The following is a 15,293-nucleotide window of genomic DNA, read 5'->3' as shown; positions in this document are numbered from 1 at the left end:
TTATGACAAAATATAATTGGGACGAGCGTCATATTATCACCTTCCCAGAGAAGGAGCTCGCTCTTGAAACAAGGGACTTGCATGTCTACTATGGTCAAAAAGAAGCCATCAAAGGCATTGACATGCAATTCGAGAAAAATAAAATCACAGCTCTTATTGGGCCTTCAGGATGCGGTAAATCAACTTTTCTTCGTAGTCTAAACCGTATGAATGATACGATTGATATTGCAAAGGTTACTGGACAAATCCTTTATCAAGGAGTCGATGTTAACGCAAGTAATATCAATGTTTATGAAATGCGTAAACATATTGGAATGGTTTTCCAACGTCCAAATCCATTCGCCAAGTCTATTTACAGAAATATCACCTTTGCTCACGAACGTAAAGGTGTAAGAGATAAGCAAACCTTGGACGAGATTGTTGAAACATCACTTAAGCAAGCTGGACTTTGGGATCAAGTTAAAGATGACCTTCATAAATCTGCCTTTACCCTCTCGGGTGGTCAGCAGCAACGTCTTTGTATTGCAAGAGCTATTGCCGTGAAACCGCAGATTCTCCTCATGGACGAACCTGCAGCTTCATTGGACCCTGTAGCTACTATGCAGCTCGAAGAGACCATGTTTGAACTTAAGGAAGATTACTCTATTATCATCGTGACGCACAATATGCAACAAGCAGCGCGTGCTAGTGATTATACAGCATTCTTCTACCTTGGTGATCTTATCGAATATGATGAAACCAAGAAAATCTTCCAAGATGCTGCCCTACAGTCAACCAGTGACTATGTATCAGGACGCTTTGGATAGAAAGGAGCACTTATGACTGAACCAATCATTTCAATTAATGATTTATCGGTGTATTTCAATAAGAAAAAAGCCCTCAATAATGTGACAATGGATTTCTATCCAAATGAAATCACGGCCCTTATCGGTCCTTCAGGATCCGGGAAATCAACCCTGCTCCGTTCTATCAACCGAATGGGAGATTTAAATCCCGAATGGACACTTACTGGTGCTGTTTCATACAACGGTCACAATGTCTATAGTCCTAGAACAGATACTGTTGAGCTCAGAAAAGAAATCGGAATGGTCTTCCAACAACCTAACCCTTTTCCAATGTCAATCTATGAAAACGTTGTTTACGGACTTCGTATCAATGGTATCAAAGATAAGGCTGTTCTTGATCAAGCAGTAGAAGAATCACTAAAGGGTGCTTCAATCTGGGAAGAGGTTAAAGACCGTCTCCATGACTCAGCACTTGGACTTTCAGGAGGGCAACAACAACGTGTCTGCATTGCACGAGTGCTAGCCACATCTCCAAAGGTCATCCTTCTTGACGAACCAACGTCGGCCCTCGACCCTATATCCGCTGGTAAGATTGAGGAAACCCTCTATAACCTTAAAGAACAATACACCTTGTTGCTAGTCACTCGTTCTATGCAGCAGGCAAGTCGTATCTCACAACGAACAGCCTTTTTCCTTGATGGAGAGCTCATCGAGTATTCAACAACGAAAGACATGTTCCTAAATCCACAACATAAAGAAACTGAAGATTATATTACCGGTAAATTCGGTTAAGAAAGGACAGATTACTAAAAAAATTATGATGTTACGAACTCCCTTCGAAGAAGAATTAGAAAAACTCCACAACCAATTTTACGCTATGGGTACAGAGGTTGCAGCTCAGCTTAAGAAAGCTGTACGTGCCTTTATCAGCCATGACCGTGATTTGGCTAAGGAAGTCATTGAAAATGACGAAATCGTCAATAACTACGAAACCAAACTTGAGAAAAAATCACTTGAAATTATTGCTCTACAGCAACCTGTATCAAGTGATTTGCGTACAGTTATCACCGCACTTAAAGCATCTAGCGACGTTGAGCGTATGGGTGACCATGCCGTTGCTATCGCTAAAGCAACCATCCGCATTAAAGGTGAAGAGCGTCTAACTGAAATTGAAGCTGAAATCAAGAAAATGGGGAAAGCAGTCCGCCACATGGTCGAAGATGCTCTAGATGTTTACTTGAACAGTGACGAACGACGCGCTTATGAAATCGCAGCTTCAGATGAAATCATTGATAACTATTTCCGTGATATTCAAGCTATGACAGTAGAAGGTGTTCGTAAGAATCCAGATGCTGCCTTCGCTGCCAAAGAATATTTCCAAGTACTTATGTATTTGGAACGTATCGGTGACTATGCCCGCAATCTCTGCGAGTGGGTTGTCTACCTCAAATCTGGTAAAATCATTGAACTGTAGGCAAAGCTTCCAATCTATGTTATAATGGGTTTGTATTGAATAATTCAGACCCTTTTCTTTTGTAAAAGAGTCTAATATCGAAACATTTGTCAGTCTGTTTCGATACGAAAAGTTAGATTAGGAGTATATACGTATGACAGCATCTGTTGCTCGTTTTATCGAAAGTTTCATCCCTGAAAACTACAATCTTTTCTTGGACATTAATCGTTCTGAAAAGACCTTTACAGGGAATGTTGCCATCACAGGTGAAGCCCTTGATAACCATATCTCCCTTCACCAAAAAGACCTTACCATTAGTTCCGTTCTCTTGGATAATGAATCATTGAACTTCCAAATGGATGATGCTAACGAAGCCTTCCATATTGAACTTCCAGAGACCGGTGTTTTGACGCTTGTCATTGAATTCTCTGGTCGTATTACAGATAATATGACAGGGATTTACCCATCATATTACACCCACAATGGTGAGAAAAAAGAAATTATTTCAACGCAGTTTGAATCTCATTTTGCGCGTGAAGCCTTCCCATCTGTTGATGAACCAGAAGCTAAAGCTACTTTTGATTTCTCATTGAAATTTGATGCTGAAGAAGGCGATATCGCTTTGTCAAATATGCCTGAAATCAATAGCCATTTGCGTGAAGAGACTGGAGTTTGGACTTTTGAGACAACCCCTCGTATGTCTACATACCTCCTTGCCTTTGGTTTTGGAGCTCTTCAAGGTAAGACAGCGAAAACACAAAACGGTACTGAAGTTGGTGTCTTCGCTACAGTTGCACAAGCTGAAAACAGCGTTGACTTTGCCCTTGATATTGCCGTTCGTGTCATTGATTTCTACGAAGACTACTTCCAAGTCAAGTATCCTATCCCATTGTCATACCATCTCGCACTTCCTGACTTCTCAGCAGGTGCCATGGAAAACTGGGGACTTGTTACCTATCGTGAAGTTTACCTTCTTGTAGATGAAAATAGCTCAGCTGCAAGTCGTCAACAAGTAGCCCTTGTGGTTGCCCACGAATTGGCTCACCAATGGTTCGGTAACCTTGTTACAATGAAATGGTGGGATGATCTCTGGCTTAACGAAAGCTTTGCCAATATGATGGAGTATGTTTCAGTAGATGCCATTGAGCCTAGCTGGAATATCTTCGAAGATTTCCAAACAACTGGTGTGCCTCATGCCCTCCAACGTGATGCTACAGATGGTGTTCAGTCAGTCCACATGGAAGTTAATCACCCAGATGAGATTAATACCCTCTTTGATAGTGCTATCGTTTATGCTAAGGGTAGCCGTCTCATGCATATGCTTCGCCGTTGGTTAGGCGATGAAGCCTTTGCCAAAGGACTTAAAGCTTACTTCGAAAAACACCAGTACAACAACACTATTGGACGAGATCTCTGGAATGCCCTCTCTGATGCTTCTGGTAAAGATGTCTCTAGTTTCATGGATACTTGGTTGGAGCAGCCAGGTTACCCTGTTGTTAGTGCAGAAGTAGTTGACGACACTCTTATTCTTAGTCAAAAACAATTCTTCATTGGTGAACATGAAGATAAAGGTCGTCTTTGGGAGATTCCATTGAACACAAACTGGAAGGGGCTCCCAGACACACTCTCAGAAGAGCGTATTGAGATTCCAAATTATAACCAGCTTGTTGCTGAAAATAACGGAGCTCTTCGCCTTAATACAGCAAATACAGCACATTACATCACAGATTATCAAGGTGAACTCTTGGACCACCTCTTAGAGGAATTTGCTAACCTTGATACTGTAAGTAAACTTCAGATTTTGCAAGAACGCCGTCTTCTTGCTGAAAGTGGCCGTATCTCGTATGAAAGCCTAGTCGCTCTTCTTGATCTTGTCGAAAAAGAAGAAAGCTTCTTGATTGCTCAAGCTAAGTCTCAAATCCTCGCTGGTTTGAAACGCTTTATCGATGAGGATACAGAAGCAGAAGTGCATTACAAGGCTTTAGTACGTCGTCAATTCCAAAACGACTTTGAGCGTCTTGGTTTCGATGCCAAAGATGGAGAATCAGATGAAGACGAAATGGTTCGTCAAACAGCTCTTAGCTACTTGATTCAAGCAGACTATCAACCAGCAGTCCTTGCGGCCGCAAGTGTTTTCCAAGCTCATAAAGAGAACATTGAAAGCATCCCTGCAAGTGTCCGTGGTCTCGTTCTCATTAACCAAATGAAACAAGAAAACAGTCTAACTCTTGTTGAAGACTATGTCAATGCATATGTAACAACAAATGATAGTAATTTCCGTCGTCAATTGACTCAAGCAGTTTCATACCTTAAAAACCAAGAAGGTCTCGACTACGTGCTAGGTCAGCTTAAAGACAAACATGTCGTTAAACCTCAAGATTTGTACCTATGGTATATGAATTTCCTCAGCAAATCATTTGCACAAGAAACCGTTTGGAACTGGGCGAAAGATAACTGGGATTGGATTAAGGCAGCTCTAGGTGGCGATATGAGCTTTGATAGCTTTGTTAATATCCCAGCTGGAATCTTTAAAACACAAGAACGTCTTGATCAATATATTGCTTTCTTCGAGCCACAAACAAGTGATAAAGCCTTAGAACGTAATATCTTGATGGGAATTAAGACAATTGCTGCACGCGTAGACTTGATTGAAAAAGAAAAAGCTGAGGTTGAATCAGCTCTTAAAGATTATTAATAAGTAAAACAAGCTTTCCATGAAGGAGAGTTTGTTTTTTGTGTGTAATATTTACATAAATTTAGTTATGTTTATGAATGGTCATAAAATGATTTTAGCATAATTAAATTTATGTAAACTAAAAAATAACCACTCCAAATAGGAATGGTTAGACTAGGGTAATTATAAATTATCTAGAGCGTTTTTTTGCTCATCATTGACGATATGAGTATAAAGATCAGTGACCTGAGTGGAAGCATGGCCAAGTTGGTGGCTAACTAAAACTTGAGACTTGGTAGCATCATAAAGACGTGTTGCCAGAGTGTGTCGTAGTTTATGGGGAGTCACACGTATCTTGAAATCCTGAGAATATTTGGCAACCATTTTTTCGATACTTGAAGCATCAATACGGTTTGGAACCCCTCGATATTCCGTTAAAAATAGGGCAAGGTCTTGCTTTTCAGCCTTATAGCGTTTATCACGGATACTAAGATAATTTTCAAGATAAGGTTTTGCAAAACTTGCTACATTAACTGAGTCTCGTTTGCCACCTTTTCGAGTAACATCAATGACCATCATTTTCAGATTGATATCTTTAAGGTCCAGGTTAACAGCCTCAGAAAGTCGAACCCCTGAAGCCAGTAGCAAGGCTATTATCGCTAAATCACGTTCTTTATTCTTGTAAAACGAAGATTTTGCGCGATTTGAGAGCTTAACTTCGTATTCATTTTCGACATAATCAAGAAATTCCATGGTTTCATCGCCTAGAAAGAGTTTCTGCTTGATATTCTCAGCACGTGCAGCTAGAGTTTCTTTCTTTTTCTTAGTAGAAACTTTTTTCATGACGTTACGATAGAAATATGGCTCACCGTCAGGACCCTCGACCTCCTCAGTTAAATACTTATAGAGACTAGATAGAGCTGAAAGCGTACGGTTAATGGTTGTTTGAGAAACTCCCTGTTTCTTGGAATAGGTATTTAAGGACGGACGTTCACGTAGAAAGAGCACAAATGACTCCATGTCTTTTTTAGTTAGATTTTCCAGGGTTTTGATGTCAATTGAGGCAATATCATGAGCATCTGAAATACCTGAGTCAATCAACCAGTCAAAAAAGCGTTTATATTCCTTTAGGTATTCGTATAAGGTCGTAAAAGAATATGGAACCGATAGTTTAGACTGATAATACTCCAAGACAAACCAAGGCATAAGAGATTTGTATTCTTCAATTTTTTCGAGTAAGAGTTCACGTTTCATTTGTTTTTTTCTCCAATATTACTTAATAGAAGTATATCACACCCTTATCTTTCTTTCAAGAAAATTACAGTTTTTCGGAAAGATGTTATAAGATGTTTTTCACTTAGCGGCTTTATAGGTTTACTATTCAGATATACACAATACCACACTAAATCAATCATAAACCAATTTTTGAAAATATCTTTATTGTTCTTTGACTTTGAAAAATCTTTATAACGTATTTTTTACTTATAGAATTTTTCCCAAGAAAAAACAACCTGGAGTCTTCCAGATTGTTCAAACAATGAATTAAGCTACGATAGCTTTTGCAACCTCCTCGGTTGTCATACGTGAGAAATAATGTGTTGTGTCAATGGTTTTAAGTTTAGCCAAGACATCTTCGTACTCGTAAGGTACACCGACCAGCAACTCTTCAATATCAGATACATCCCCGATACCAAAGAAATCTCCGTAAATCTTAACAGATTTAATAATTGAATTCTCAACATTGGCGTAAGTTGAGATCTTACCAGCTGGGTAACGAACGTTACGCTCTACTGTGTATTCTGGTGATTGACCGTATGTCCAGTCCCAAGTATTGAATTGCTTCTCATAAGACTCTTGGATTTTAGCTAATTCATCCTCAGAAAGGACGTATTCAGTCATATCAGGGTAAAATTCCTTCATTTTTTCCAAGATCTTATCTGAGAATTCATTTACAGTGATTTTTTCTGGCAATTCGTCTACGATGTTTGTCACACGAGCACGTACAGATTTAACACCTTTTGATTCAATTTTGTCTTTGCTGACTTTGAGGGCTTGGCCAAGAACTGACATATCAACGTCAAAGAGCAAGCAACCATGGTGCATCATACGACCTTTATAGTATGCTTGAGCATTTCCACAGAACTTTTTACCATCGATTTCAAGGTCATTACGGCCAGTAAACTCAGCCTTAACTCCCAAATCAGCAAGTGTTGCGATTACAGGTTGAGAGAAAGTCTTAAAGTCAAATGCCCCTTCATCTGCCTTATTAGAGATGATAGTATAGTTGAGGTTATTCAAATCGTGATAAACAGCGCCACCACCAGACAAACGACGAACGACCTTAATACCATGAGCATCTGTATATTCTTTGTTAATCTCTTGAATGGTATTTTGGTGTTTACCAACAATGATAGCTGGACGGTTAATCCAAAGAATGAACAGTTCATCTTCATTCACCAATTCACGAAAGGCATAGGCTTCCAAAGCAATATTATAGGCAGGATCATTTGATGTGTTTACAATATATTTCATGAGGTCTCCTCTTGTAATGTGATACTTATATTATAAAGGAAAACGGTGACAAAGTACACGAAGACGCCTTAGGTATAAGGATTTTCATGATATAATAGTAAAAAATATATGGGGAGTTTTGGAATGATACAAAATCCTAGTAAATTAAGTCTCTTTTTCTCGAGGGTAACCAGTAAAATAAATAAAAAGGTCAAAATAGCATTTGCTCTGCTTCTTTTTGTTGCTCTTGGAATGTTTCTCTATAATGCCTACCAAAGAGCTTATAAGCCTTATCTCTACGATAAAAACAATTACTATTACAAAGCCTATAATTACAGCGTCAAGAAGATAATACCTCGAAGAAAAGTTGTCAAAGATATTGAGATTGAGGTCCTACACTTCGGAAAAGACGATTTCCCTGATAATCTGTCTACATATAAGGTCGGCCATTATATTGATAAAGGAATTGATCCCCGCAGACTTTTATTGCATATCACTTTTACTGATAAGACCAAAATCATTTTACCATTTGGACAGGTGACTTCTACTGAAAACTTTTTCGACCGTTATGAACGCTATTTTGACCGTAAAGTTTTTGAGGTTGGTCCGGGTTTTGATGAAGAATGGTTTTCGAATGCAGAGAATTACAGACAAATGATTCGACGTTTCCCTGGATTACATGATAAAACAATGGATGCCGACTTCGAGTTATATCTAAGGGACTTCCTGTTTATGATAGTTCCTGGCGATACCCTTTATCAAACTGGGGCTGTGAAAGATGGTGTCAGTGAATACCACTTTCAGTTGAAAAATCCTAAATCAGGAAAAATGCAAAGCTATATTATCTACGGAAATGAAGGAGACATCCCACTCTGGGATTGGCAGGCTCCCTTTGTTACCTTTGATAAGGATTTTGCTAACAAAGAAAGAATTCAGGAATTCTTCGATGACTACGAAATTAGAGAGTATGGAAATTATTGGAATGGCATCTACCATATACAATTCCCTCACTTAAATTCATTTAGAGGTGACAGGTACAACTTTTATAAAATGGCCTTTTACTCAGATGAATTTACAAATTTCCCGCTAAGCCTTGATCTAACAGGTAAGAGCGAGGATTTTAAGATTACCATTACAGATTCTTACTTACAAGAAGAATCCAGAAATGCAAAAAATGAAATCCATTATCTAAAATACTCAACATCTAAAACTTATGATTCATCAAATAAAGAAGCCTATATGAATGATATACTGAATTATCACTCATAGGTAACATAACATTATTTATGTAAATACAGCTAATTTATCTATTGGCTGTTTTTTTCATACAAAAAAACAAGACCATTTCTGATCTTGTTTTCCTTCTATGCAACTAGAATATTATTTTGTGTGCCAGATGTCTTTGTCATACTGTTCGATTGTACGGTCAGATGAGAAGAATCCTGCTTCAGCAATGTTGTAAACAACTTTTTTGTTCCATGCATCTTGATCTTCGTAAGCTGCGTATACTTCTTCTTTCTTGTCGATGTATTCAGCCAAGTCAATCAACGTCATGAACCAGTCTTTAGAGATAAGTTCTTTGTGGAGACGTTCCAAGCGTTCTTTATCTCCAACTTTAACGAGGTCTTCGCTTACGATAAAGTCAACAGCTGCTTTGATGTTAGCATCTTTTTCGTAGTAATCACGTGGTACATAACCTTCTTTTTCATAAAGGTCGATGATTGTATCAGAATCTTTACCAAATGTGAAGATGTTTTCTGGTCCTACCAATTCAGCAATCTCAACGTTGGCACCGTCCATTGTACCAAGTGTAAGGGCACCGTTAAGCATGAATTTCATGTTACCTGTACCTGAAGCTTCTTTAGAAGCCAATGAGATTTGTTCTGAGATATCTGTTGCTGGGATGAGGTGTTCAGCAACTGTTACGTTGTAGTTTTCAACCAAGTGAACGTTGAGGTATTTGCTTACTTCTGGATCATTGTTGATGAGTTCAGAAAGTGACAAGATCAAGTGGATGATGTCTTGAGCAATAACGTAGGCAGGAGCTGCTTTACCACCAAAGATGATAGTGATTTTACGTTTTGGAAGGTTTCCTTTTTTGATTTCCAAGTATTTGTGGATGACATACAAAGCGTTCATTTGTTGACGTTTGTATTCGTGGAAACGTTTGATTTGTGTATCAACGATTGAGTTTTCATCAAGCTCAATACCTTTGTTGGCTTTAAGATAACGTTTAAGTGACAACTTGTTATCATATTTGATTTCAGCCAAACGTTTGTGAACTGCTGGATCATCAGCAAAGGCAGCTAATTTTTCCAATTGAGTTGCGTCAGTAAGGTAACCATCACCAATCAATTCTTTGATGTAGTCAGCAAGTTCTTGGTTTGAGAATTCCAACCAACGACGGAATGTAATACCGTTTGTTTTGTTGTTGAAGCGTTCTGGGTAAAGGTCGTAGAATGGTTTCAACTCAGAAGCTTTAAGGATTTCTGTGTGAAGTGCTGCTACACCGTTAACGCTTGTAGAGAAGTGGATGTCCATGTGAGCCATGTGAACACGGTTGTGTTCGTCAATGATTTGAACACGTGGATCTTCGTATTTTTCACGAATGATAGCATCCAATTTCTTGATGATAACAACAAGGTGTGGAACGACTTCTTCAAGGTAGTCAAGAGGCCATTTTTCAAGGGCTTCAGCCAAGATAGTGTGGTTTGTGTAACCAACCATTTTGCTTACGATAGCTACTGCTTCATCAAATTCAAATCCATGTTTTTCTGTCAAAAGACGGATCAATTCTGGAATTACCATTGATGGGTGAGTATCGTTGATTTGTACATAAGCGTAATCTGGAAGGTCGTGAAGGTTAGAACCACGTTCGATAGCTTCGTCAATCAAAAGTTGAGCAGCGTTTGATACCATGAAGTATTGTTGGTAAATACGCAAGAGCTCACCTTTACGAGTTGAGTCGTCTGGGTAAAGGAAAAGTGTCAAGTTCTTTTGGATTTCGTCTTGATCAAAAGTGATTCCTTTTTCAATCAAATCATAATCCAAACCGTTGATATCGAAGAGGTTAAGGTAGTTCTTAGTTTCTTTCTTGTAACCCAAGATATCCAAGCGGTCCAAACGTGATTTCAATGTGAAGTTTTTGAATGGAACATCATAAGAGATATCAGTTGGTACCAACCATGATTGATCTTCAATCCAGTAGTTTGGTTCTGCATCTTGTTTGTTATCTTTGAAGACTTGTTTGAAAAGACCACAGTGGTAGTTAAGCCCAACACCTTCACCGTTGATGCCAAGTGTTGCCATAGAGTCGATGAAACATGAAGCCAAACGACCCAAACCACCGTTACCAAGAGATGGTTCTGGTTCAACGTCTTCAACTTCGCTGATTGATTTACCAGCAGCAGCCAATTCAGCTTTAACATCTTTGTAGATGCCAAGGTTGATCAAGTTGTTAGACAAAAGTTTACCAATCAAGAACTCAGCTGAGATGTAGTAAACTTTACGTTTGCTATCGTTTTTAGGTTTTGGAGCAGCTGCTTCTTTTACGAATTCCAACAAAAGATAGTAGATTTCTTCGTTTGAAAGGTCCTTAAGATTTTTGTTTTTTGCTTCAACATATTGTGTAAATGTAGCCATTTTAGTTATTACCTCGATTATATCTTTCTGTAATGTCTGTCAAAAATTCTTTCTTGTCGACAGTGATTTCACCTGGAAGCATACGCCATTTCCAGTTTTCACCAACTGTGTTAGGGAAGTTTGTACGGCTATTTTCAGGTTTATCAAGGATATCCTGCATAGTCGCAATAGCTGTGTTGCTTACTGTAGCAAAGAGTGTGCGAAGGAGAGCACGTGTAATTGGTTCACCTTGACGACGGTTAATGTAAGCATCAGTGTAATCACGTTGCTCTTGCGTCAAGTTGTCGTACCAACCGTTGATTACTTCGTTATCGTGTGTACCTGTGTAAGCAACTGAATGTTGTGTGTATACGTGAGGAATGTCAATGCTGTTTCCAGTAGTATCGTAGAAACCAAATTGAACAATCTTCATTCCAGGGTAACCACAGTCTGCAAGAAGTTTACGTGTCTTATCATCAATGTTACCAAGATCTTCAGCAATGATTTTAAGATCACCCAATTCTTCTTTAACAACTTTGAAAAGGTCGTAACCAGGTCCTGGAACCCATTTACCATTTTCAGCTGTTTCATCTCCGCCAGGAATTTCCCAGAAGTCAGAGAAACCTTTGAAGTGGTCAATACGCAAGTAATCATAAAGTTTGAATGATTCTTGAATACGGAATACCCACCAAGAATAATTTTCAGCTTTATGTTTATCCCAAGCGTAGATTGGGTTACCCCAAAGTTGACCAGTAGCTGAGAAGTTATCTGGTGGAACTCCGGCAATGTAACGTGGTTTACATTCGGCATCTAGTTTGAAGAGGTGTGGTTGAGTCCAAACTTCAACACTATCAGCTGAGATGTAAATTGGCATGTCACCAATGATTTGAATACCATTTTTGTTAGCATAGGCTTTAAGTTCTGCCCATTGGCTAAAGAAGAGGTATTGCACTACTTGGTGGTAAGTGATGACATCAGCAAGTTCTTTCCGAAGTTTTTCAAGAGTTGCCTCATCGCGTTTAACTGCTTTTTTGTCATCCCAATCTTGAAGCGCTTTGTTATCAAAGTGTTCTTTGATAGCCATGAAATCAGCATAATCTGCTAACCAGTTAGCATTTTTAGTTTTAAAAGCTTCGAATTTTTTAGCTTCTTTTTTATCTGCCAAGATAGCTTTTACTGCTTTTTCAAGGATTGGGCGACGTGCTTCATAAACTTTAGCATAGTCGATAAACTCTGGATCTGATCCAAAGTCAGCGCCTTTAACATCAGCTTTAGTTAGAAACTTGTCACGAATAAGGAAATCCAAATCGATGAAGTGTGTATTCCCCGCTACCGCAGAGAATGATTGATAAGGTGAGTCCCCATAACTTGTTGTAGTAAGTGGCAAGATCTGCCAGTAAGTTTGTTTTGTTTCTTTCAAGAAATCAACAAAGTCATAGGCTGCTTGACCGAAAGATCCGATCCCGTAGTCACCTGGAAGTGATGTGATGTGCATCAATACACCGCTTGCTCGTTTGTTCATAAAGTTTACCTCAAATTATTTTTTACACTTATGATTATAATGCAAGCGTTTGCATTAGTCAAGAATTTTTAGCAAAAAAATAGAAATTTTTTTATTTTTTTTTGAATAATTGTTCGCAAAACAAACGCTTACAATTTGAGAGAGTGTTTTTAAGCCGAGGCTTCTAGTGAATTCCGGAAAATAGTCATCTTACATAAAATAAAAAAGTAGCCGGCTAATTTACTAACCAACTACTTAGATTCTCCTTAAGATATTATGAATGCGTTAAGACGCTTTCTCTTTCTATAAGTTTAAATGGAATGATGACTTTCTGTGACTTGTTCTTAGTTGACTTAAGGAGTCCATTAAGACTTTGTACACTTTCTTTAGCAAGTTCTTGGATATTAATATCAAAAGTGGTCAAGAACGGATGCATGATTTCTGCAAAAGTAGAATTATTGAAGGAAATGATAGCATAATCTTCAGGTACTCTAATTCCTTGATTGTTTAGCCATTGAATGAGACGAAGGGCGATAAGGTCATCCTTGACAATCAAAGCTGTCGGAGAAAATCTATCTAATTCCTTCTTTAGCTTATCGATTGTTTTAGATGAAAATACAAGTTCAGGTAAGATTTCTAATTCTAGTTCATCTGCTGCTTCTTTATAACCTCGATAACGTTCCTGTCCTACTTGACCAAAAAGGTCATCCGTAATAAAACCTATTTTTTTATGACCATGAGATGATAAATAAGTCACTGCTTCCTTACCTAAGGCCTTATTGTCATTATCGATGTAGGTAACCTTATCTTTTGTATCACCTGCAGCTCCAATGACGACAAAAGGAACTTTTTCTTTTAGGAGATAGGATTTAACAGGATCATTCTTCTCAGAGTAGAGAATAATGAAACCATCAGCTCGTTTTTGGCGATGCATGAGTTCGACTTGTTTAACTAATTCATCCAAACTAGCACCTGTGGCAATACTGACGACCTGAGAATTGCGACTTGCTTCTTCATTAATTGCTGTTAGAATTTCCATATAGAAGGGTTGACTGATATTTTCTCTATGCGCCAAAGGAGGAAGAATCACACCTAAACTATGAGTTAAGCCAGTTGCCAACATCTGAGCTGCAAGATTGGGGACATAACCTAATTCATCCATAGCCGCCCGCACCTTGTTTTTTGTTTCTTCAGAAATGGCTGGATTATCTTTTAAGGTCCTACTAACCGTTGAAGGACTTACTCCTGCTTTTTGGGCAACATCCTTAATTGTAGCCATTATTTTCCTCTCATTCTCATAAATATTTATAGTCGTAAAATACAAGAACAATTATAACCGAAACAATTTAGTTTTGCAATCGTTTGCACAAAGTTAAAAATTTTTTTATAAAATACTTGACAAATGATGAAAGCGATTGCATAATGGTTATCGTAAACTAAATTTCTGGAGGAAATAGAAATGAAAAAATGGCAAAAGGTATTACTTGGTAGTGCTGGACTTCTCGTGGCTGGGTCGCTCTTGGTGGCTTGTGGGTCAAACTCAAGCAAGAGCTCAAGTTCAGATAGCAAGACCTTGAAACTTTGGGTACCAACTGGAGCTAAGAAATCTTACTCAGACACAGTAGCACAGTTTGAAAAGAAATCTGGTTACAAAGTTGATATGGTAGAAATGGAAGATCCAAATGCCCAAGAAAACTTGACTAAGGATGCTTCTACTGCTGCAGATGTCTTCTCACTTCCACATGACCAACTCGGTAAATTGGTAGACGCTGGGGCTATCCAAGAAATCCCAGAGCAATACTCAAAAGAAATTGCTGAACAAGATACTGAACAAGCTGCTGTAGGTGCTCAATACAAAGGTAAAACTTACGCCTTCCCATACGGTATCGAAACTCAAGTTACATACTACAACAAATCTAAACTTAATGAAGAAGATGTGAAATCATATGAAACAATCACTTCTAAAGCTAAATTTGGTAGCAACTTGAAAGAAGTTAACGCTTATGTAACTGCTCCTCTCTTCCTTTCAGTTGGTGACACACTCTTTGGTCCTAACGGTGAAGATGTGAAAGGTACTAACTGGGGTAACGAAGCTGGTGTGAATGTTCTTAAGTTTATCGCAGCTCAAAAAGACAACAAAGGATTTGTTAATGTTGATTCAGCTAACATGATGGCTAAATTCGAAGATGGTTCTGTTGATGCTTTCCAATCAGGACCATGGGACTACGCTGCAGCTGCTAAAGCTGTCGGTAAAGACAATCTTGGTATTGCTGTTTACCCAACAGTTAATATCGGTGGTCAAGACGTTCAACAAAAAGCCTTCATGGGTGTAAAACTTTACGCAGTTAACCAAACACCATCTAAAGGTAACGCTGAACGTATTGCTGCTTCTTACCAATTGGCACAAGCTTTGACAAGCAAAGACAGTCAAAATAACCAATTCACTAATGAAGACCGTCACATCATCCCAGCCAACAAAGAAGTTCAAGCTTCTGAAGCTGTTCAAAAGGATGCACTTGCACAAGCTGTAATTACTATGGGTTCATCTGAGCAGTACACAACTGTTATGCCTAAACTTAGCCAAATGTCAGTCTTCTGGACTGAAAGTGCTGCTCTTATGAGTGACGCTTATAACGGTAAAATCAAGGAAGACCAATTCCTTACTAAATTACAACAATTTGATAAAGATTTGGCAGCGGCTAAATAAGAATCCTAACAATGACAAGGTAAAGAGGTGGGTCAAGTTCC

At 38.5% G+C, this 15,293-nt stretch carries 11 protein-coding genes; 6 read left to right on the top strand and 5 right to left on the bottom strand.

Translation table 11 applies throughout. The annotated features are described in order from the left end of the window. Positions 1-2: 2 nt before the first annotated feature. The 4 genes from pstB (H7T98_RS06605) to H7T98_RS06590 all read left to right on the top strand — a co-directional run bounded on the left by pstB (H7T98_RS06605) (position 3) and on the right by H7T98_RS06590 (position 4,933). A complete protein-coding gene (gene pstB / locus H7T98_RS06605) occupies positions 3-806 on the top strand; it encodes a phosphate ABC transporter ATP-binding protein PstB (protein ID WP_110981397.1) in 804 nt (267 codons plus the stop codon). Between the two features lie 12 nt (positions 807-818). Continuing rightward, positions 819-1,577 carry a phosphate ABC transporter ATP-binding protein PstB gene (pstB, locus tag H7T98_RS06600; protein ID WP_110981396.1) on the top strand — a complete coding sequence of 253 codons (759 nt, stop codon included), beginning with the start codon at positions 819-821 and terminating at the stop codon, positions 1,575-1,577. A 28-nt stretch (positions 1,578-1,605) separates the two neighbouring features. Then, positions 1,606-2,259, top strand: coding sequence for a phosphate signaling complex protein PhoU (gene phoU / locus H7T98_RS06595; RefSeq protein ID WP_004182526.1), 654 nt, complete (start codon positions 1,606-1,608; stop codon positions 2,257-2,259). Between the two features lie 133 nt (positions 2,260-2,392). Then, positions 2,393-4,933, top strand: coding sequence for a M1 family metallopeptidase (locus tag H7T98_RS06590; RefSeq protein ID WP_201061536.1), 2,541 nt, complete (start codon positions 2,393-2,395; stop codon positions 4,931-4,933). Positions 4,934-5,095: 162 nt separating this feature from the next. Here H7T98_RS06590 and xerS read toward each other — a convergent pair whose 3' ends face one another. Together xerS and H7T98_RS06580 are read right to left on the bottom strand one after the other, a co-directional pair. Continuing rightward, entirely contained in the window at positions 5,096-6,166 is a 1,071-nt protein-coding gene (gene xerS / locus H7T98_RS06585) for a tyrosine recombinase XerS (RefSeq protein WP_155213113.1), read from the bottom strand. A 288-nt stretch (positions 6,167-6,454) separates the two neighbouring features. Then, on the bottom strand, positions 6,455-7,444 hold the full coding sequence (locus tag H7T98_RS06580; RefSeq protein WP_048675812.1) for a lipoate--protein ligase: 990 nt from the start codon (positions 7,442-7,444) through the stop codon (positions 6,455-6,457). A gap of 108 nt (positions 7,445-7,552) precedes the next feature. Between H7T98_RS06580 and H7T98_RS06575 the strand changes: the two genes are divergently transcribed. After that, the gene (locus H7T98_RS06575; RefSeq protein WP_229103920.1) at positions 7,553-8,692 is read left to right on the top strand and encodes a hypothetical protein; all 1,140 of its coding nucleotides are present in this window, start codon (positions 7,553-7,555) and stop codon (positions 8,690-8,692) included. A 111-nt stretch (positions 8,693-8,803) separates the two neighbouring features. Here H7T98_RS06575 and glgP read toward each other — a convergent pair whose 3' ends face one another. The 3 genes from glgP to H7T98_RS06560 all read right to left on the bottom strand — a co-directional run bounded on the left by glgP (position 8,804) and on the right by H7T98_RS06560 (position 13,824). Beyond that, positions 8,804-11,065: a glycogen/starch/alpha-glucan family phosphorylase gene (gene glgP, locus H7T98_RS06570; RefSeq protein WP_022496654.1), complete on the bottom strand. Its 2,262-nt coding sequence runs from the start codon at positions 11,063-11,065 to the stop codon at positions 8,804-8,806. Position 11,066: 1 nt separating this feature from the next. Then, positions 11,067-12,566: a 4-alpha-glucanotransferase gene (malQ, locus tag H7T98_RS06565; RefSeq protein WP_195519873.1), complete on the bottom strand. Its 1,500-nt coding sequence runs from the start codon at positions 12,564-12,566 to the stop codon at positions 11,067-11,069. Positions 12,567-12,819: 253 nt separating this feature from the next. Then, positions 12,820-13,824, bottom strand: a complete 1,005-nt coding sequence (locus H7T98_RS06560; RefSeq protein ID WP_195519874.1) for a LacI family DNA-binding transcriptional regulator — start codon at positions 13,822-13,824, stop codon at positions 12,820-12,822. 180 nt (positions 13,825-14,004) lie between these two features. Here H7T98_RS06560 and H7T98_RS06555 point away from each other — a divergent pair, with 180 nt between their 5' ends. Then, a complete protein-coding gene (locus H7T98_RS06555; RefSeq protein WP_064520790.1) occupies positions 14,005-15,252 on the top strand; it encodes an extracellular solute-binding protein in 1,248 nt (415 codons plus the stop codon). The last annotated feature ends 41 nt before the right edge of the window (positions 15,253-15,293 follow it).

This window comes from Streptococcus sp. 23.2, from assembly GCF_016648665.1.
GTDB classification, from domain to species: domain Bacteria; phylum Bacillota; class Bacilli; order Lactobacillales; family Streptococcaceae; genus Streptococcus; species Streptococcus salivarius_E.
The sequence above is the reverse complement of the archived record's forward strand: the minus strand, read 5'-3'. Positions and strand labels throughout refer to the sequence as shown.

Excerpts from the sequence above, each read along its gene's own strand:
- pstB (WP_110981397.1), top strand. The coding sequence starts at position 3 with ATGACAAAATATAATTGGGACGAGCGTCATATTATCACCTTCCCAGAG.
- pstB (WP_110981396.1), top strand. The coding sequence starts at position 819 with ATGACTGAACCAATCATTTCAATTAATGATTTATCGGTGTATTTCAAT.
- phoU (WP_004182526.1), top strand. The coding sequence starts at position 1,606 with ATGTTACGAACTCCCTTCGAAGAAGAATTAGAAAAACTCCACAACCAA.
- H7T98_RS06590 (WP_201061536.1), top strand. The coding sequence starts at position 2,393 with ATGACAGCATCTGTTGCTCGTTTTATCGAAAGTTTCATCCCTGAAAAC.
- xerS (WP_155213113.1), bottom strand. The coding sequence starts at position 6,166 with ATGAAACGTGAACTCTTACTCGAAAAAATTGAAGAATACAAATCTCTT.
- H7T98_RS06580 (WP_048675812.1), bottom strand. The coding sequence starts at position 7,444 with ATGAAATATATTGTAAACACATCAAATGATCCTGCCTATAATATTGCT.
- H7T98_RS06575 (WP_229103920.1), top strand. The coding sequence starts at position 7,553 with ATGGGGAGTTTTGGAATGATACAAAATCCTAGTAAATTAAGTCTCTTT.
- glgP (WP_022496654.1), bottom strand. The coding sequence starts at position 11,065 with ATGGCTACATTTACACAATATGTTGAAGCAAAAAACAAAAATCTTAAG.
- malQ (WP_195519873.1), bottom strand. The coding sequence starts at position 12,566 with ATGAACAAACGAGCAAGCGGTGTATTGATGCACATCACATCACTTCCA.
- H7T98_RS06560 (WP_195519874.1), bottom strand. The coding sequence starts at position 13,824 with ATGGCTACAATTAAGGATGTTGCCCAAAAAGCAGGAGTAAGTCCTTCA.
- H7T98_RS06555 (WP_064520790.1), top strand. The coding sequence starts at position 14,005 with ATGAAAAAATGGCAAAAGGTATTACTTGGTAGTGCTGGACTTCTCGTG.